The organism is Actinokineospora auranticolor (assembly GCF_002934265.1).
Lineage (GTDB): Bacteria > Actinomycetota > Actinomycetes > Mycobacteriales > Pseudonocardiaceae > Actinokineospora > Actinokineospora auranticolor.
This window is the reverse complement of record NZ_PTIX01000005.1, coordinates 346,023-365,005: the sequence shown is the minus strand read 5'-3', so window position 1 is coordinate 365,005 and position 18,983 is coordinate 346,023. Positions and strand designations below refer to the sequence as shown.

The 18,983-nt window shown below is 71.8% G+C and carries 13 protein-coding genes; 11 read left to right on the top strand and 2 right to left on the bottom strand.

Annotated features, from left to right (window positions below):
• The first annotated feature begins 96 nt into the window (after nucleotides 1–96).
• Nucleotides 97–306: a hypothetical protein gene (locus tag CLV40_RS12320; RefSeq protein WP_104478983.1), complete on the top strand. Its 210-nt coding sequence runs from the start codon at nucleotides 97–99 to the stop codon at nucleotides 304–306.
• Nucleotides 307–601: 295 nt separating this feature from the next.
• On the opposite strand, the gene CLV40_RS12315 is transcribed toward CLV40_RS12320, so the two are convergent.
• On the bottom strand, nucleotides 602–5,734 hold the full coding sequence (locus CLV40_RS12315) for an AAA domain-containing protein (protein WP_104478982.1): 5,133 nt from the start codon (nucleotides 5,732–5,734) through the stop codon (nucleotides 602–604).
• A gap of 218 nt (nucleotides 5,735–5,952) precedes the next feature.
• Here CLV40_RS12315 and CLV40_RS37945 point away from each other — a divergent pair, with 218 nt between their 5' ends.
• The 10 genes from CLV40_RS37945 to CLV40_RS12270 all read left to right on the top strand — a co-directional run bounded on the left by CLV40_RS37945 (nucleotide 5,953) and on the right by CLV40_RS12270 (nucleotide 17,345).
• Nucleotides 5,953–6,114, top strand: a complete 162-nt coding sequence (locus tag CLV40_RS37945) for a hypothetical protein (RefSeq protein WP_181043458.1) — start codon at nucleotides 5,953–5,955, stop codon at nucleotides 6,112–6,114.
• Between the two features lie 10 nt (nucleotides 6,115–6,124).
• Complete coding sequence (locus CLV40_RS12310) at nucleotides 6,125–6,310, top strand: hypothetical protein (protein WP_104478981.1); 186 nt, start codon at nucleotides 6,125–6,127, stop codon at nucleotides 6,308–6,310.
• Nucleotides 6,311–6,346: 36 nt separating this feature from the next.
• Nucleotides 6,347–6,796: a hypothetical protein gene (locus CLV40_RS12305; RefSeq protein ID WP_104478980.1), complete on the top strand. Its 450-nt coding sequence runs from the start codon at nucleotides 6,347–6,349 to the stop codon at nucleotides 6,794–6,796.
• 76 nt (nucleotides 6,797–6,872) lie between these two features.
• Nucleotides 6,873–8,108, top strand: a complete 1,236-nt coding sequence (locus tag CLV40_RS12300; RefSeq protein WP_104478979.1) for a WD40 repeat domain-containing protein — start codon at nucleotides 6,873–6,875, stop codon at nucleotides 8,106–8,108.
• Nucleotides 8,109–8,214: 106 nt separating this feature from the next.
• The gene (locus CLV40_RS40540) at nucleotides 8,215–9,426 is read left to right on the top strand and encodes an Hsp70 family protein (protein WP_104478978.1); all 1,212 of its coding nucleotides are present in this window, start codon (nucleotides 8,215–8,217) and stop codon (nucleotides 9,424–9,426) included.
• A gap of 324 nt (nucleotides 9,427–9,750) precedes the next feature.
• Complete coding sequence (locus CLV40_RS12290; protein ID WP_104478977.1) at nucleotides 9,751–11,160, top strand: hypothetical protein; 1,410 nt, start codon at nucleotides 9,751–9,753, stop codon at nucleotides 11,158–11,160.
• Nucleotides 11,157–11,654 (top strand): dynamin family protein, encoded by a 498-nt coding sequence (locus CLV40_RS12285; protein ID WP_146108006.1) that lies wholly within the window; start codon nucleotides 11,157–11,159, stop codon nucleotides 11,652–11,654. The genes CLV40_RS12290 and CLV40_RS12285 overlap by 4 nt, the downstream gene beginning before the upstream one ends.
• A complete protein-coding gene (locus tag CLV40_RS12280; protein WP_104478976.1) occupies nucleotides 11,584–12,261 on the top strand; it encodes a hypothetical protein in 678 nt (225 codons plus the stop codon). Before CLV40_RS12285 ends, CLV40_RS12280 begins: the two co-directional genes overlap by 71 nt.
• Nucleotides 12,262–12,299: 38 nt before the next feature.
• Nucleotides 12,300–14,417, top strand: a complete 2,118-nt coding sequence (locus tag CLV40_RS12275; protein WP_146108005.1) for an NACHT domain-containing protein — start codon at nucleotides 12,300–12,302, stop codon at nucleotides 14,415–14,417.
• Nucleotides 14,418–14,426: 9 nt separating this feature from the next.
• A complete protein-coding gene (locus CLV40_RS12270; protein ID WP_104478974.1) occupies nucleotides 14,427–17,345 on the top strand; it encodes a hypothetical protein in 2,919 nt (972 codons plus the stop codon).
• Here the strand turns inward: CLV40_RS12270 and CLV40_RS12265 are convergent.
• Nucleotides 17,338–18,027, bottom strand: a complete 690-nt coding sequence (locus CLV40_RS12265) for a helix-turn-helix transcriptional regulator (protein WP_104478973.1) — start codon at nucleotides 18,025–18,027, stop codon at nucleotides 17,338–17,340. The two genes, CLV40_RS12270 and CLV40_RS12265, sit on opposite strands and share 8 nt — an antisense overlap.
• Between the last annotated feature and the right edge of the window lie 956 nt (nucleotides 18,028–18,983).

The window sequence follows — 18,983 nt, the reverse complement described above, 5'->3', positions numbered from 1 at the left end:
CCTCCCTCGACTCGACCTGGCGACGATTCTCGAACCTCGGTGATCTTCTGTCGACTTTTCCCACCAGGAGGACACCGGGCCTGCCATGATCGACTCGTGGCGGTGTTCGTGTGCGCGGAATGCGGAGCGGACCTGACGGTGCCGGTGGACCGCGTAGCGCTGCCGCCCAGCGCGCCCGCGAAGGTCGGAAACGGGCTGGCCATGCCCGTGCTCATGCCACCGCGCACCTACGCCGTCGACCCCGAACCGTCGGGAGCGCCGTGGCGGGAATGGGCGAGCGTCACGCCGGAGGAGGCCGCGGCCTGAGGCGTGTTCGCCCCGGTGCCCATGGTGTCGTTCGGCTCGCCCGGGGCCGTCGCGATCGCCCCCGGCGACGCGGTCGGCATGACCTGGATCGTCGAGCGGGCAACCGGTTACTGCCGCGCCTGGCGCGGCCAGACCTGTGGCTGTCGACGAGTGCGTCGCCATGCGCACCCTCGCCCGGCTGCCGGGGGTGCGAGAACCGAGGGTGCGGCAGGTCCACGACCGGATCCGCAAGCGGCGCCCCTGGTAGGGACGACGGATGCCTGGGCGGACGGTGGGCCGCCCGCCCAGGAACCGGTCAGGCGCGCAGGGAGTTGGCCGCGTTCAGCCGTGCCTTGACGTTGTCGGTGAGGCGTTTGAGGCCCAGCAACTCCAAAGCGGTCCGGTACAGCGCCGGGAGGTCCGCCCCCGGGTCACGGGACGCGGCCAGGTCGAGCAAGGCAGCCAGTTCGGCGGGCGGGATCTCCTCGAAGGACCGCGGACCGAGGTGGCGCACCCGGAACGCGGGCTGGTCCGGTAGCCGGTAGGTGCGCGGTTTGGCACCGGCCTCGCCCAGCGGGTTGTCCTCGACGAGCCGACCCGCGCGGACCGCGGCGCCGATCGCCCGGTTCAGGTCGGTCGCGATCAGCTTGCCGATCCGGTTGCCGCCCGACGCGCGGACGTAGGCGGTGTGCAGCCGCTGGCCCAGCACCGGTCCTTCGGCCGCGACCACGCTTTCCAGGCCCGCCACCAGGTCGGCGCGGGACGCGCCGGTCACCGCCGGGACCGCGCCACCGAACTGCACGTACTCGGCGGGCTCGGACACCTCGACGCCTGAGCGCGCGGCGGCACCGGGCACCGGAACCGGCGCGACCGGCGGGACGACAACGGGTACCGGGGTGTCGGACTCGGCGACCGCCGGTGGGACGACAGCGGGCGTGACCGCATCGCGCTCGGCCTCGACAGGCACGGCGATATCCGGCGCGGCCACCTCCGGCGCCACGGCGACCGGTGTGCGCTCGACCACCGCACCCGAGGTCGCCCGCCGGGTGTCGACCCAACCGGACGGGTGGATGTCGAGCGCGTGCAGCGCGCCCCACAACCGGTCCAGCACCTCGGCCTGGTCGAGGTAGAACTCCGACTCCGGGATCCGGAAGAAGTGCCAGCCGCACCGCTCCAGGTCGCGCTGGCGGGCGAGGTCGCGTTCGTAGGCGTCCGGCCCGTGCCAGGCGTCTCCGTCGCACTCGATCGCCAACCGGGCCTTGGCGCCCACCACGACGAGATCGATCCGGTAGCCCTGGCTCGGGTACTGCGGCACCACCGCGTAGCCGTGCCCGACGAGCCGGTTGTGCACGCGCTGCTCGAACAGCGAGTCGAACGGTTCGACCCGCTCGTGCTCCGGCACCGGGCCCGCCGTCGCGCCCTCGCCCGCGGCCGCCCGCCCGGCCACGCCGTAGCAGTAGTCGAGCAGTTGGAACCGCATGTCCTCCGGGTTGCCCAGATCCGACAGCGAGACCGAGTGGAACACCCACATCTGGTCCTTGGCGCGGGAGGCCGCGACGTTGTAGCGCTGCACGTACAGGTCGGCGGTGAGGGCGCCGATCCGCTTGCCCGGGTCGGGAGCCTTCACCATCGACAGGAACACCACGTCCCGCTCGGAGCCCTGGAAGTCCGCCGAGTCGCCGCAGCGCAGGTCGCGCGCCGCCCACTCCTCCGGCGGGATCCGGGCGAGCAGCCGCTTCTCGATGGCGGTGGCCTGCGCCCGCCCCAGCAGCGACACCACGCCGAAGGTGAGGCCGTCGTAGCGCGGGTCGGCGGCGCACTTCTCGATCTGGTCGACGATCGCCTCGACCTCGACCGGGTTGACCTTGTTGCCGTCGCCGCCGCGCTCGTAGCCCTCGGCGAGGAACACCGGCTTGATCGGCTCCAGCCGGTCGGCGCCGTACTGCCGGACCGGGATCAGGCGGATGCCGTCGGGTTCGTACGCGATGCGGTTGGAGAAACCGATGATCTCGGGCACGCAGCGCCGGTGCTCGGTGAGCGTGAGCAGGCCCTCGAAGCGCATCTTGGCCTCGTCGAACAGGCTGCGCTTGGGGTCCTGCCAGGACGCCTTGTACGGGTCGTCCCACAGGTACTGGTCGGCCAGCTTGCGGATCTGCTGCTGGTCGGTGCCCACGGCGGTGGGCGAGACCTGGCGGTCGTCGCCGATCACCACGATCCGCGGCGCCAGGTACTGCAGGAACGTGGCCTCGACCCCGGCCTGCGACGCCTCGTCGACGACGACCACGTCGAACATGTCGGGCCGCACGGCGAACTGCTCGGCGATCCGGTACACCGGCATGATCCACACCGGGACGGCGGCGCGGCAGCGGTCCATGGCGGCGCGGATCTCGGCGCGCTGCTGGGCGGCGTAGCGGCCGGTGCCCTTGCCCAGGCGCTTCACCAGTTGCGCGTACTGCTGCAGGTTCGCCTTGGCCTGGCCGGAGAGCCGGGCGGGGGCGACCGCGTGGGCCCACGCCCGCTCGGCGGCGAGCCGCTGCACCCGGTCGCGGACGCGGCCGTCGACCCGGGTGACCTCGTCCTGCGTGGCGTTGACGTCCGCGCGCGGCCGGTCGGCGACCCACGCGCGGGTGGCGGCCCACGCCCACGCGGCGGTCCAGCCCGCCAGGCGTCCGGGCCACTCGGGTTCGTCGGGGGCGCACTCGACCTCGGCGAGGAGCGCGGGCGCGGACGCGTGCAGCCGCGCAGTGGTCTCGTCGCGGCGCGCCAGCAGGGCGCGGGCCTCGACCAGGCGCGTCAACCTGCGGTGGTGGGTGCCGTAGTGCTCGTGGTCGCGGTCGCGGACCGCGTCGACCATGCCCCGGACGCACGGCGCCGCGTCCGCCCACCGGCCGACCTCGGCGACCGCGTCGGCGAGCGCGGCCAAGGGCGTGCCGGCGGCGGCGCGGGCGTCGAACGCGTGGGCGGCGTCCACGAGCCGGGCGTAGGCGCGGACGGCGTTGAGGTCGTGCCACTCGGGCCGCGGCAGGCCCAGCGCCTCCAGTTCGCGCTCCTCGCGCTCCAGCGCCACGGCGAGGTCGAGGACCCGGGTCAGCTGGGCTAGTTCGGTGGTGTGCCAGTCGAGCCGTTCGCGCAGCGTGTCCTCGGCCGGGATGCGCACCGATTCGGGCCAGGCGCGGTCGAGCGCGTCGAGCGACCTGGTCGCCTCGACCCACCGGAGGAAGGCGTCCAGCTGGTCGGTGGTCGTCGGGGGCGTGTCGTTGACTCGGACACCGTCGAACAGCGGCTGGGCGAGCTTCACGACCTTGGGCGCGAACGCCCCCGCCTTGACCGTGCCGTCCGGGTTGGTCTTGAGCTTCCCGCCGCCCGCGAGGTGTTCGCGCAGGGACCTGGCGAGTTGCGCGAGCGCGCCGACCTCGCCGTTCGCGGTGACCGAGGTGAGCGGGCCGAGGAGGTCGACGACGGGGGTGACCTCGGCGGTGATCCGCTGGACCTGGGTGGCCCGGGAGTGCCAGATCGCGGCGCGGCCGGTGCGGACGTCGGTCAGCGCGTCGCCCATCCAGTCCTCGCGGCGGCGCGCGAGTTCGTCGGCCTCGTCGGCGAGGCCGCTGAGCCGCTGCCGCAGGTCCGCGCGGGTGGCGGCGGGGAGCGCTTGGACGGCGGGGAACGCCTGGTGCCCGGCGAGGTCGGCGAACCGGTCGGCCTCGGCGGTCGCGGCGCGCTCGGCGGCGACGAGGGCGGCGAAGGCGTCCGGCTCGGGGAGTTCCGCCAGGGCGAGCAGGCGCTGCCGGGCCTCGGGTTCGTCGGCGATCAGCGCGCGGTCGAGGAGGAGGCGGTGCCACGTGATGGCGGTGTCCTGGTCGACGGGCGGCTCGTCGGCGGCCCCGACCGCGACCAGGTCGGTGAGCCAGGCGAAGCGCGGCCGCTCGTCCTCGATCCGGCGCGCGATCTCGGCGAGGGTGCCCTGGTGGCCGCGCACGTCGTGCTCGGCGACCTCGGCGGCGCGCGCCTCGACCAGCCGGTGGCGCAGCGCGGCGCGGTGGCGCCGGAGCTCGTCGATGGCGGCGACGTGGTCCTCGATGGCGCGGCGCGCGGCCTCCGGGTCGTGTTCGGCGGCGGTGTGGCTGATCCGCTCGACGGCGACCTTGAGGTCGGCCAGGTCCGAACGCGACGACCCGACCACCGACACGGCCAGCGCCGCGATCGACTCGGGCAGCTTGGCCCGGACCTCCTTGAGCGCCCGGTCGGTCTGCGCGGTGACCAGGACCCGCTTGCCCTGGGCCAGCAGGTGCGACAGCAGCGCGGCGGCGGTGTGCGTCTTGCCGGTGCCGGGCGGGCCCTGCACGAGGGTCTGGGCCTTGCTGTCCACCTGGTGCAGGATGCGCAGCTGCACCTCGTTGACCGGCAGCGGCAGGAACGGGTCGTCGTCGACCTCGACCAGCGCGCCCGGTTCGGACGAGCGGGTGCTCGCGGGGCGGTGGTCCGGGTCCACCAGCGGCAGCAGCCCGTCCGGGACGGTGCCGGTGTCGGTGATCTGCCGGGAGATGGTGTCGAGGATGTCGACCAGGCCCTGCCGGGACCGCTTGCGCAGCACGACCGCGGGGGCGAACGACGTCGCGGCGTGCCTGCCCGGCGGCCGGGGCGCGTCGTCGTCGGTGTACTCGCCGTCGCCGTCGATGGCGTGGGTGAGCCTGCGGGCCAGCGCGCCCGCGACCTCGCGGTCGAGCACCTCCCCGTCAGCGTCCGCCAGCTCGGCCCTGACCTGGCGGACGTGCTGGGCGTCGGCGATGAGGTCGGGGTCGAGCATGTCGAGTTCCACCGCGGCGCCGTCGAGGCGCTCCCCGGCGCGCACGGCGAGGCGGCCGTTGTCGTCGTCGAAGGTGATCGCGGCGGGCGCGGTGATCAGGTGCCTGCGGATCGCGGCACCCGGTTTCCAGGACAGGCACCCGACGGCGACGACGAGTTCGAGTTCGTCGGAGTGGTCGGTGGCGGCGACGTAGGTGGCGAAGACCTGGTTGTAGACGGCGCGCGCGGGCTCTTGGGCGAGTTCGGCGCCGGCCCACGCGGACCAGTCCACGAGCCAGGCGTCGTAGGCGGTGGCGATCTCGGGGTCGTCCGCGCGCGACCGCTCGACGCCGTGGACCACCGCGGTGTCGACGAGTCGGGGCCGCGCGCCGGGTTCGTCGACCGGACCGTCGAGCCAGCGGTCGAGGACCTCAGGCGGCTCGGGCGCCGGGACCCGCGGCACACGGGCCACTTCGAACAGCAGCGCGCCCGGTTCCGGCGCGCGGCGGACGGCCGGGTGCTCGGGCAGTTCCCCGAGCCACAGCACGGACTCGTAGCTGTCGGTGGTGCGGGGCGCGGAGGTCCGCAGCTGCTGGCTGCGCGCCAGGAACTCGAAGAGCCGCCCCGCCCGCGCCACCACCGTGTCCGGAATCCCGCCAGACCCCATGCCCGCCACCAGACGCCTCCCTCTCCCGCCGACCACACGACACGGTGGGCATCGTCAACCACCGGACGGGCGATACAGCCCGCTAACCGGTGTTAGCGGATGGTGACCGGGAACGGCGCCGCTGGTGTCCCGTCTACGGGCGTGTCGGTTCACGCCGCCGTCGTCCGTCGCCGGATTGTTGGTAACAAGCCGCCGGACCGGATCGACACCGTGCACGGGTGCGGAGGGAGGCCGGGGTGACGGAGCCGGACAAGACCTGGGACGACGGCCACTACGGCGAGGACGACGTCATCGAGGCGGCGGACGGCAAGGGGTATCTCTCCGTGTCGGACTACACGCATGGCGACAACGGGCTGGAGCCCGACGATCACAGCTGGTAGGGGCGGGTAGGTGGCACGGCGAGAACAGGCCACGCTGGTCGTCGACCTCGGGTCGGCGACCTGCACGGCGGCGGTGGTGCGCGCGGGGGGCGCGACGCCGCTGAAGGAACCGGGGACCGGGGTGGTCGCCCGACCGGCCGCGTTGTTCGTGGACCCGGGCACCGGTCAGGCGCTGTGGGGGTCGGCGGCCGAGTAGCGCAAGCGGTCGGCGCCCGCGGCGTACCGGCGGGGGTTGCCCGATCCGGCCGACATCGGCGAGACGATCACGCTGGACGGCCGGGAGTTCGCGCGCGCCGACATCCTGTGCGACTTCCTCGCCCTGCTGGTGGCACAGGCCGAGGACCGCCCGGAGAACCTGCTGCTGACCTACCCGCCCGGACTGTCCGGTTCGGACGCGCTGGTCGCGGCGGCGGAGGCGGCCGGGTTCGACGAGGTCGAACTGCTCCCCCGCCCCCTGGCCACCGCGGTCGGGGTCCTGGACACCATCGACACCAACGACGTCGACACCGGAGTCGTGGTGGTGCACGACGTCGGCGCCACGGCCACGACCTCGCTCGTGCGGCTGAACTGGTCGGCCCGGTCGTCCGCGACCTCGCCCAGGCCGCCGAGGGCCTGCTGGCCGCGGGCGGGACCGACCGCGGCGCGGTCCGGGCGGTCTTGGTGGCGGGCGGCGCGGCGGTGACCCCGGCGATCGACTCCGCGCTGCGGCGCCGGTCCAACCGGGTGCTGCGCGCCCCGGAGCCCGCGCTGGCCGCGCTGTGCGGCGCCACCTGCTGGGTCCTGGACTCCGCGCGCAGCGCGCGGACGCGCCCGCGCTGGGCAGGCGCGTGCTGGCGTGGGAGCTGCCCGACGGGGTGGCCAAGGTCGTCGAGCGGACCGTCGCGGTCGGTGACGAGTTCGCCGAGAACGCCGTGCTGCTGCGCGTCCGCCAGCCGGACGACACGGTGTGGGACCTGGTGGCGGACCGGGCCGGGACGCTGGAGCGGTTCCCGGAGCCGGTCGCCGGGATGATCGACTCCGGTGTGCCCGCGGCCACCGCGCGGACGGGCGCGCCCGGCGCGGACGACGTGCCGGCCAAGCCGGTCGAGATCAAGGAACTGTCCCCGCGCAAGGGCGGTGAGTGGCTGCACCACATCTCCTTCAGCGCCGACGGCACGCGCTTCGTCGCCGACCACTACACCCGGATCGGGGTGCGGCCGGTGCCCGGCGGGTCGCGCGCGATCCTGAAGACCGACGCCACCACCAACACCGTGGCCATCAGCCCGGACGGCGGGACGGTCGCGGTCGTGACGGGCAAGCGGCACGTCCGGCTGTGGGACGTGGCCACCAAGAAGATCGTCCGCACGATCCGGCGCTGGACTCCCCCGGGCGGGTTGGCCTTCAGCCCCGACGGCGGTCGGCTGGCCATGGGCTACGCCGGGAGCCAGCGCGTGGAGGTCGTCGACCTCGCGACCGGCAAGGTGGAGCACGAGTTCTCGGCCTTCGTCGGCTACCCGGCCATGGTCTGGTTCGCGGGCCCCGACCGCGTGGTCACCCTCGACGCGGTGCGGGACCTCGCGGCGGGCCGCTCGGACCGGATCGGTTCCACGCTGGAGCGGTGCGCGGTCAGCGCGTGCGGTCGCTACCTGGCCGTGCGCAGGCAGGGTGAGTCCGTCGACGTCTTCGACCTCGACCGGCGCAGCGACGCCGGGTTCGTCCGGATCGGCACGTTCAAGATCAACCCGGTCAACGGTCTCGCGGTCAGCCACGGCGGTCTGCTGGTGGCGGTCGTGGCCGAGGACACCGACCGCGGCACCGGCGGGGTGACGGTGCTGGAGACCCGCACGGGCGCGGTGCTGTGCCGCCTCCCGTCCCGGGGGAAGCGCACCGAGGCCGCGTTCCACCCGTCGGGTCGGGTGCTGGCGGTGACGGGGTACGAGGGCGGGTCGCTCTACGGGTTGACCGACGACGCGTTCCCGGATTCCACAGTGGACTCGTCAGGGAAGGCGGGCTGATGGACGACGTGGTGCTGGTGGTGGACTTCAGGACCAGTACGTCCTCCGCCGTGCTGGTGCGCGGCGGGGAGCGGCGGCCGGTCGTGGAGTCCGGCGGGTCGGCGGTGTGGCCGTCGGCGGTGTTCGCCGCCGAGGAGGGCCTGCTCGTCGGCACCGCGGCCGAGCGGCGCAAGCGGGCCGCGCCCGCCGCGTACCGCACGGAGTTCAAGCGCGACCTGGGGCAGCGCGCGCCGGTGCGGCTGGGTGGCCGGTCGCTGCGCGTCGAGGAACTGGTCACGGCGGTGCTGTCGGCGATCAAGGCCGAAGCCGACCGGATCGCCCCGTCCCGGCGGGCGGTGCTGACCGTGCCCGCCTCCTACGCCCAGGGCGACCCGCGCCGGGCGCTGATGATCTCGGCGGCGGCGGCGGCCGGGCTGGGCACCGTGGAGCTGCTCCCGAGCCCGTGGCCGCCGCGCGCGCCGCGCCGGAGCAGCGGCGGGGCGAGCTGCTGCTGGTCCACGACTTCGGCGGCGGCACCTTCGACACGGCGCTCGTGCGGGTCGAGGACGACGGCCACACCGTCCTGGGGTACGCGGCCCTCGACGACTGCGGCGGCCGTGACGTGGACGCGGCGCTGGCGGCGGCCGTGGACCGGGACGCGGCGGAGTGGTTGGCGCCGCTGCGGGACAGCGCGACGGACCAGGCGGGCGCGTTGCGGCTGCGGTTGGCCGTCGGCGACCTGGCGCGCGGCGTGAAGCACCAGCTGACCGACACGGCGGAGGCCGAGGAGTTCCTGCTGCCGAGCACCCCGGCGTTCAAGCTGGCCCGGCGCGGGTTGGCGGACCTGGTGGCGCCGCTGATGGAGCGCACCGTCACCTGCTGCCGGGACCTGTTGCGTCGCTGCGGGGTCGACCAGTCCCGCGTGCACGCGGTCGTGGTGGTCGGTGGCAGTTCGCGGATGCCGGTCGTGACCGACACGCTGAACTCCCGGCTGGGCCTGCCGTTGCGGCACGTGCCGGACCCGACCTTGGCGGTGGTGAACGGCGCGGCGGCGTGGTGGGCGGCGTCGGGGGCGCGGGTCCTGCCGCCGGTGGCGATGCCGAAGGGGGCGCACCCGCTGTCGTGGGAGCTGCCGCCGGACGGGGCGACGCTGCTGCGTTGGCTGGTGCGACCGGGCAAGAAGTACGTGAAGGACACGCCGTTGGCCCGTGTGCGGTTGGCCGACGGGACGCTGTGGAACCTCACCGCGCACTCGGCGGGCAAGCTGCTCCAGACCCACGTCGAGCCCGGCGACCACCTGGTGGGCGGGCGCTGGCTCGCGGTCGGGGTGGCGTCGTGAGCGCGGAAGCGTTCGAGGCGCTGCGGGATCGCGTCGGTGCGGTGCTGGACGAGTTGCTGTCCGCCGCCGACGGGGTTTCCGCCGAGCGGTTGCGCGACGCGCGTGGGCGGATGGCCGACTCGGCGCTGGTCGTGATGGTGTGCGGGGAGTTCAAGCGCGGGAAGTCCAGTCTGCTCAGCGCCTTGCTCGACGAGCGGGAGCCGCTGCTGCCGGTCGGGATCACGTTCACCACCAGCGTCGTGACCACGGTCGGCTGGGCCGAGACCGAGCACATCACGGCGGTGCTGGAAGGCCCGGACGGCGACGTCGAGCGGCGGGAGATCAGTGGACACTCCCGGCGTCGGCGGCGTCTACGAGGCGCACACGGCGGCGACCACGGCGTTCCTGCCGAGCGCGCACGCGGTCCTGTTCGTCACCGACACCACGCAACCGCTGATGGAGAGCGAACTCCGGTTCCTGGCGCGCGCGACGTCGGCGGCGCGCGCGGAGGGCGACGACGACGGCACGGTGTTCGTGATGACCCGCGCGGACGCGGCCGTCGACCAGGCCACGCGGCTGGCCAACACCCGGGCCAAGCTCGCCGAGGTGACCGGTCGTCCGGCGGAGGGGATCGTCGTGGTGCCGGTGTCGAGCACCGCGCACCACGCGTACCTGGAGTTCGGCGACGACGAGGACCGGGAGCTGGGCAACCTCGACGGCCTGTCGGACCTGTTGTGGGACACGTTGGCGCGGCGTCGGGTGCGGGTGGTGCTCGGCGACGCGCTGGGTTCGGCCCGCGCGGGCGCGGAAGCGTTGCTGCGTCCCGTCGAGGCGGCTTCGGCGGCGTTGCGGGCCAGTTCGGCGGAGGAGGCGCAGCGGCTGGAGGACGAGATCGTCCGGGCCCAGCGCCGGACGGCCGAACTGCGGGAAGGGCGCGGCTGGACGGAGGCGCTGCGGCGCGACCTGGACGCGGTGGCCGCGGACCTGCGGGAACGGGCCCGGTCCGGCGTCGAGGCGATCTGGGACGAGGTCGACACCGGCGACCTGTTCGACGAGCGGATGCTGGCCGAGCCGCAGCCGATCCTCGACCGGATCGGAGAGGAGACCACCGACCTGGTGTCGGACCTCAACCGGCGGATGACCAAGCGGGTGCGCGCGGTGTTCACCGAGACCGCGCGCAGCACCGGGCTTTCGTTGACGGGCAAGGAAAGCCGTGACCTCGACCTGCCCGGCGAGCGGACCGTGACCGGGCGGCTCGGCACCGAGAACCTGCCCGGGTCCGCGCTCGGCCAGATCCGCGACGGCGGCCTGGGCGCGGGGATCGGCGCGACGATCGGGGCGGCGCTGCTCGGCCCGGTGGGGCTGTGGCTCGGGTCGGTCGTCGGCGGGCTGCTGGGGCGTTCGCGCGCGGTGCGGGCGGCCCGGCACCAGGAGGCGCAGGCCCGGCGGGCGAGCCTGGTCGCGGAGCTGCGACCGCTGCGCCGGGACCAGCACCGGGCGATCATCGAGGGCGTGCAAGAGCGCATGCGAGAGCTGACCCGCGCGGCGGTCGCGGAGATCACGGCGTTGGCCCGCCAGGAGGACGAGGCGTTGACGTCGTCGCTGGTCGGGTTGCGGGAGGCGCGCACGCGCACCGGTGCCGAGCGCGAGTTGGCCGTGCTGGCCGCGCGCGAGGCCGAGCTGCGGCGGGTGCTGGCGGAGGTCTCGGCGTTGGAGACCGAGGTGTCGGCGCTGGCGGACCGGACCACGGCGTGAGGCCGCAGCTGGCGTCGGCGCTGGAGCGGGTCAAGGCAGTGGTCGGTCCCGAGGCGGGGATCGACGAGCGGCTCGCGCGGCTGCGCGCCCCGATGGCGGTGGCACTGGTCGGTCGGGTCAGCTCGGGTAAGTCCACTTTGGTCAACGCGCTGCTGGGGGCGTACCGGGCGCCGACCGGCGTGCAAGAGCTGACCTTCACAATCACCGTTCTGCGCCAGGGCGATCCGGGCCTGACCGTGCATTTCCGTGACGGTCACACGGAAACCCGCGACTTGGCCGAACTGGGTTCGCTCGCCACCAACATCGGAGACCGACAGGCGTTCCTGAGTTCGATCGACCACCTAGAGGTGCGCGACTCATCTCGCGGGAATCGTGGCCGCCGCGGCAGGCGTATGCGACGACCAAGACCTCCACGACCTCACAATGCTGGCAAAGACACCACCCGACAACCTCGCCCGCCGCGTCGCCCGCGGACCGCTATTCGGAACCCGTGACTACGACGACATCGCACTACCCCCACCCGCCCGCACCCGCCTGCTGGAGCGATTCGGCCAGTACGGCATCGTCCTGGCCTGCGACCTCACCCGCGCCGGCGTCGACTCGGTGGCAGCCCTGCGCACCGAGCTGGCAAACCGCAGTGGCCTGAACCGATTCCGCACCCTGCTGGCCGACCACTTCGGACGGCGCGCGGACCTGATCAAGGTCGCCCACACCCTCTCCCGGACCAACACCCTCACCACCAACGGTTCCGCACGCTTGCAGTCCACATTGGACACACTCAAGTCCGAGATCACCACCCTCGAACTCTCACACACCCAGCACTTCCAGGCCCTGCGGGTCCTCACCGACCACTACGACGGTGCCCTCACCCTGAGCCCCGCCGACGCCGCCGAACTCCTCCGCCCCACCGGCGAACACGGCGACTCGCTGTCGGACCGTTTGGGTCGACCCGCGGACGCCCCCGGCTTGATCGAGTACGTCGAGACCCGCATCGACCACTGGTCCACCCTGGCGCTGGACCCCACGGTCCCCCCGAAGACCGCCAACGCGATCCGCTTCGCGCGGCGGCAGTACGAGGAGTTCCTCGCGGACCTGCTGTGAGTTCGCTTCGCCGCGGGATGTCCCTATGCTCGGGAGCCGTGGATTCGACCAACTCGGCGGGCGACGTCTCGGGATACGTGGTGCAGGCGGCGAACCTCACGGTCCACGGGGACTTCGTGGTCCCGGGCGAGGCACCGGTGCCGGATGCGGCGGCCGGGACCTGGGACGCGCGGCTGCCCGCCGAGGTGGAGTCGTTGCTGCGCGCCCAAGTCGCGGCGGCGACGGAGTTGCCGTACCGGCTTCCCGGTGCGCGTCGCCCCTCCTTGGCGACCGTGTACGTACGCCAGGATCTCGGCGCGGGCACGGAGGAGCAGCCGGAGCAGCCGCGCGAGACCCCGGTTCTCGACGGCCGCAGCGGCTTGGTCGAGGTGGTCCCCCGCCCGGTGACCCGTCCCTCGGTCCGACCACCCACGCACACCGTGCGTGAAGCCTTGGACCGCGATGACCACCTGATCGTCGTAGGCGGCCCAGGCCAAGGAAAATCGACTCTCTCCCGCCGCCTGTCGGCGGAGGCCGCAGGGCGCTGGTTCACCACCACGGACGAGCCACTGACGGAACCGGTCATACCGATCCGAGTATCGGCCACCGAACTGGCGGCCCGCTTGCACCTCCCCTTCACCCAATCGCTGGCCGACAGCGTCCACAACGAATACGGTGCGTACCTGGCCACCCCGCTGGCACCGTCCGCCCTCCACCACCGCGTAGCGGGCTGCCGCTGGCTCCTCCTGGTCGACGGCCTGGACGAGGTCGCCGACGCGGGCGACCGCGACCGCCTGGTCGCCGTCCTCGCCGCTTGGTCCGCCCCCGGTTCCCCTTACCGAGTCATCCTCACCACCCGCCCCTTGGAAGGCGCCGCCCTGGCCCCACTCCAACGATCAGGCGCCACCCGGTACGAACTCCAACCCTTCGACGAGGCGGCCCTTACCGCCTTCGCCCACAGCTGGTTCACCGACACCCCAGACAGCGCGCCCCGCTTCCTACGCCAGATCCGGGACGCCTACCTGGGCGAGATGGTCACGGTGCCGCTGCTGGCGACCATCGCCGCCATCATCTTCACCGAACACGGCGACCGCCCACTCCCGGACAACAAGTACGAGCTGTACGAGGCGTACCTCCGCTACCTGCGCACCACCAAGTCCCCGCAGTTCGACTCCATCCGCGACTCCCTCCTGGAACACCTGGGCCGCGTTCGGCTCGAGTCCGACACTCCGCTGGTCGAGGCGGCAAAGACCTGGGTCACCACCCACCTCTCCCCCACCGGCGAGTGGGAAGAGGCCCTACTCGCCTACCTAACCTCGGTGGGCCCCTTAACCCGCCCCCGCCAAGGCGGCAACCTACGGTTTCTCCACCACAGCTTCGCCGAACACCTAGCTGCCACCGCCGACGCCCGCCAACTCCCCACCCCCTTCACCCCACCCCACGACGCCTTCCGCCGCCTCCTCCACGCGGCCCGCGACGAAGAACGGGGCCACCACGCCCGCGCAGTGCTCTTGCACTACTGCCGCTTGAACCCGACAGAAGCCGATCCCGTCTTGGTCCATCTCCACGAGGGAGACGCGACGGCACACCTGCTGGCCGCCCGCCTCCTCGCGGGTCACATCCCCGCCACCGCGCCACCCGTGGACGCGTTCCTGGACACGGCCCGAGCGTGGGCCATGACGACCGGCCTCGGGGGTCGGCGGATCCTGAGTCAGGTCAGCCGCGCCAGTCACCACCCGCTCTTGGTTTCGTGGCTCACTGGACTCAGTCGCGACGTGGCCGCACCGTGGCCTTCGCGCATCGAAGCAGCCACCGCGCTCGCGACCCGCTTGCGCGGCGAACAGGCAAGCGAAGCCGTTGAACTCTTGCGCATGGTGGTGAACGACCCCAGTGCCCAGGTAACCGACCGCCTGGCTGCCGCAGAAGCACTGTGCGACTGCGGGACCGACGAACAGGCTACGGCGGAATGCGGACTCCGCGCGATCCTGGTACATCCAGGAGCGGACGAGGTGGACGTCCGCAACGCCGCCGTCGTGCTGGCGACCTTCGGGTCAGCCTCGAGAGCCCGGGCCGTCGAGGTGCTGGTCACCGTCATCGAGAGTCCGCTGGCCTCCGACGCCGCGCGTTTCGTAGCGGCAGCAGGCTTGGCCAGGTTCGATACCGACTCGCACCAGTAGTGCGCTGACGTGTTCACGGCGATCATGACGAACGACAAGTCCAACAACGTCCACCCGAAACAGTGCGCTCAGAAACTCGCGGCGCTTGGTCGGCAGCGGGACACGGCTGAACTACTCACCACGTGCGCAGACGACAGGACAGCCTCCTGGTTCGAACGGCTCAGGTCTGTTGAGGCACTGGGCACTCTCGGAACCCGCTACCGCCAGTCAGCCGCACACCGCATGCTCGCGCTCGCGGACGAAACTGCCATCAGAGCACGCAAGTGGTTTGTCGCACGAGCCCTGATCGCGCTAGGCCCCGCGTTCCACAAGGACGCCGCAGGCGTTCTCCACGCCGTGTTGGATTCGTCCACGACCGACACCAATGAGCGGCTGTGGGCAGCGCACACGCTGGCCAGTCTCAGCCCGGAGCACCACGCCGCCGTGGCTCAAGAACTCCGGTCGATCATCGACCACCCACTGGCCGACGACTGGGAACGCCCACTGGCTCTTGGGAGATTGGCTGCCCTCGGCGGCGAACACCGCGACTCGGCCCGTGCGGTGTTGCGCGCGGACTTGGCCGATCATCGATTGAGTTGCGATGTCCGAGTGCGAACCGCCAAGGAACTACTAAGCCTGGGAACCGACTGCCACCCCGAAGCAGTGGCCGCCCTCCATGACATAGCGACCACGACATACGCTTTCAAAAGCCGTATCAGTGCTTGGCGACAACTGACCAACGTCGGATCACGGCAGCAGGAAGCCTACGCTTCTCTGCTTGACCTGATGGGCCTTCGCGACGCCGACATGGCGCAACTCGACGACGAGAGGCTTCCGCAGTTCTCCCGAGCGGATGCATGCGACGTCGAACGCGCGGCGGAGTGTTTTCGGGGCACTTTGCGCCAAGTCGAGCCGAACCACCGCGCGTACACCATCGCGCTGCATGGTCTGGTCGAACTGGGCGACCGCTTCCACGGGGAAGCGGCACGGGACGCCATCGCCTACCTCCGCGCCGACCGCGTGCACCACACGGAACTTGCCCACTGGGTCCACAGCCTCAGGGAACTCGCGGGTCCGACAAAGCTGGACCTGGCCAGAACGATCGAAGAGACCCTCCCGACCGATCGCTTGAGTTCCGAGCAGATCTGGAACGCGCACGACGCGATGACCAACCTTGGCAGCAGTGCGCAACCCTTGCTCCTGACTGTCGTCCAGGACCGCTCAACAAGGCCGATCACCAGATTCCGCGCCGCGATCGCGCTCACCGACCCGACCACGATCCAGAACCTGTTGCCTGAGGACATCGACAGCACGCACTGGCACGATCGGGCCTCCCAGACCGCTGCCCTCGGCGTGGACGTCATCGCCGCTCTCCGTAGCGCAGTCGAACACCCGGACGTCAGGCAGAGTGCCAGTGATTCCGCACGAGTAGCGCTGGCCGCCCTGAACGCCGATGCGCACACAGACGACACGCCGCCGCTCGAGGACTGGACCACGATCCTCATCGACGGCCGACAACCGGTCTCCAACCGATGCGTCGCCGCGGCCAAGGTCCTGGCCACGGACAAGAACCAAGCGCACCTGACGTTATCCTTGATCGGCCGCTTCTTGCGCGATGACCTCTACACCGCCGCTGAGCGTGCACACGTGTATCAGAGTTTTGTCTACCTTCAGAGGCGGCAAGCCGCAAACGTTCTGGTCACATCGCAGTCACTGTTCGACGACCCCACGACACGAGGTGTCGACCGCTCCCAACTGGTGTCCGGTCTGCCGGGGGTGGCATGTCGTGAGGCGCAGCGGACGTTGCTCGTCGATCGGACGCTGCCGGTCGCGCACAGGATCCCGACGGCGGACATCTGGGGCGAGGTTCCACTGAGGACCGATGTGGTGGAAGTGCTCCGAAACCTCTTCGCCGCGCCGGAAGCGGCCAAGTCCGAGCGCATCGACGCGGCATCTCAGCTCGCCGATCTGTCCACTCGATATGTTGAGGAGGCTGCTGCGGCGCTGGATGACATCGGTGGGTTCGATGCTCGTTGGGCGCAGGCGAAGATGGGGCTGTTTTGGCGGAGGCAGATCCTTGCCGACAGCCTCGCCGACTTCCAGCGCGCCGAGGCACCCCGCGAGGTCAAAGAGGACGCGGGGTGGATGTTGTGGCATCTCGCGCCTGAGGTGCCGGACGAGGTTGTTGAGTGGTTGCGGGACAAGGCAAAGGACCCGGGCACGGCGGATCAGGAGCGGGTGCGGGTTCTGTTCGAACTTCGTCACCGAGACGGCCTGGCTGGCGTGCGAGCGATGCGGGACGACGAGACGCGGGCCTTCGCTGTGCGGTGGAAGGCCGCTGTGATGATGCGGGACCGGGCGGATGACGATCAGGTCGCCGGAGTACGGGTGCTGGCGCGGATCGCGGCGGAGGGTAGGCCCGCGTTGCGGTGGCGGGCGGGGCAGGAGTTGATGTGGTTCGGCGACGAAGGGCGCGAGCGGGGTGCGGAAGCCTTGCTGCGGATCGTCGAGGACGTCGAGCTGCCGAGAGTCGTCAGGGCCCAGGCGGCGCGGGTGATGGCGCATGAGCGGCCCGATACGCGGGCGCGGATGGTTCGGGTGCTGGACGACCTCGCCGAGACCGACGACCGGTGTGCGCGTCGGCGGGTGCTTGAGGCCGTGAGTGAGTACCGGCCCTACGAAACGGCCGTGGCGTTGCGGGAGTTGGCCGAGGATCCCGACAACAGCGCCATCGAGCGGGTCCGCTGTGCCGAGGCCATGGCCGCGACGCACCGGGGTTACCGGGAGGCCGCGGCCATGGTGGTGCGGGAGGTGGCGTGGGACGACGTGGTCGCCCGGCACATCCGGGTGCGGGCCGCCCGCGGTCTCGCGCGGTGGAGTGATCTTTGTCTGCGGGAGGCGCGGCGGCTCATCACCGAACTGAGAGAAGGCGCGCGGGCGGTCAGCTGACGTAGTCGGGGGTCACCTGCGGCGGCCACTGGCCGATGCGCAGGATGCCCTCCGAGTACGCCTTGGCCACCAGGGCCGACCGGTTGGGCGACTTGAACCTGCGCAGCATCGCGGCCACGTGGTACTCGATGCCCTGTCTGCTGAGGAACAGCTTCGCCGCCAACTGCACCGTGGTGTTGCCCGCCGCCACCCCTTCGAGGACCCGGGCGTCGATCTCGCTCAAGGCCTTGCGCTTGCCCGACGGGGTGCGCTGGGGGTCGGCGGGGCGGTCGGGGCGGGTCAGCAGGACGATCTTGCTCACCTGGCCGTTGTCCGGGCGGACGGCGATGGCCGTCAGGTCGCCGAAGAACACGCCGTCGTTGGGGCGCAGGCCGACGAGGCGGGCGGTGAAGCGGTCGCGGCGGTTCTCGCCGAGGCGGGTCAGCTGCTGCACCACCACCTGCTCCACGCTGGCGTGCACCAACTCGCGGAACTCCTGCCCGCACACCTCGGCGGCGGACCGGCCGAACTGGTAGAGGAAACTCCCGTTGGCCTCCAGCACCCGCAGGTCGGGGTCGAGGTTGGCGATGCCGACGTCGGCCAGCTCCGCGCCCGGGCGGCGCTCCCGCTCACCGCGCCGGTCCACCACGGCCGCCGCCCGCTCGGCCGGTACGGGGATCGGACCCAAGACAGCGCTGCTCATGAAGAAATGCCTCCCCAGATGGATTGCCGTGCGGACCGGGCGCGAAGGCCCCACTCACCCGAGCGGCCCCGACCCCGACGTCATCTCGCCGCCCCGAAAACCCGACATCTAAATGTGAGTAACAAACCAACTACGGCGACTATAGCCAGTGACGATCATGCGGTCAACGCACTCCACGACCGCGGTCCAGATATTGATAGCACCCGATGAGAGCACGCAACGTGACCGTGATCGGCGCGCGTGCCCGAGTCGCGCGGGCCAGGCGTACTGGCCTGAACATCGTAGTTCGCCGTAGCATTGGGAGTAGCCCACACATGACGCGCCCCAGCGCACCCGTGGTTGACCAGGTCTGATGTCACAGTGAGCGACCATCCTCTCCACGGGTGAACAAAGGCGAAACACGGTCAGCAAATAACCTACTGGCCAGTCGTAAACAATCGTTTGAGGGAATCGGGTCGCCCGAGCGCCGGATGGCGACACGGGGAACGGCCCGGGAATTCTCGGCCGGGAAGAGCTTCATGTGGCGTTCAACCGGGATTTCCACGCGCACCGGGAGCGCGACCACCGATGTGCGGGGCGACTGTTTCCGTCCCGATCGGTCGGTATTCGCCGAAAAGCGCATTCCGGCGACAGGCGGGCCCACCTCCGGCGCGCGGGCAGACGCTCGATCCAGCCATTCCGGCCACACGGTCGACAATTCCTTTGCCAAGAGTCGGACGATCTCCGGTCGTTATCCCAGGACCCCGGCGCGCCGCCCGCGGCCGGTCGACCGGCCGCGCGGCACGGGCCGGAAACCCCGTGTACTGTCGCTCGCGACCATACCTCATCAGGCACGACACCGTCTCCGGGCGCAGGCGCGGCGCACCCGGTGGCGGTGTCGGGATCCGGCCCGGCGACCGCGTCTGAACTGCGGTTGCCGGGCCGATTCCGACAATCGGTGACCACCCAAGAACACG